This window comes from Bartonella sp. MR168JLCBS, assembly GCF_042194175.1.
Window position 1 is genome coordinate 1,042 of record NZ_JBHIMP010000098.1, and the last position, 290, is coordinate 1,331.

Here is a 290-nt window from a genome sequence, read left to right on the forward strand (position 1 = left end):
TCACCAAGCTTTACATCGTAATCTTTATATTGTTCAGGCAATGGTTGCTCTACAATAATATCAGGTGTGATCCCAGTTCCTTGAATTGAAGTTCCAGCCGGCGTATAATAGAGTGCTGTTGTTAAGCGTAAAGCACCATTTTCACCTAAGGGGATAACCGTTTGAACAGATCCCTTGCCAAAAGATTGTGTGCCTAAAATTGTAGCACGACGATGATCTTGTAGCGCACCTGCGACAATTTCAGAAGCGCTTGCTGAACCACCATTAATGAGTACAATAAGCGGCTTTCC

Annotated in this window: 1 protein-coding gene; it reads right to left on the bottom strand. The window is 42.8% G+C overall.

Annotation, left to right across the window (positions count from 1 at the left end; genetic code table 11):
- Window positions 1-290: S41 family peptidase (locus tag ACFIK8_RS09400; RefSeq protein ID WP_375669266.1), on the bottom strand; the 290-nt coding region annotated here is incomplete at both ends.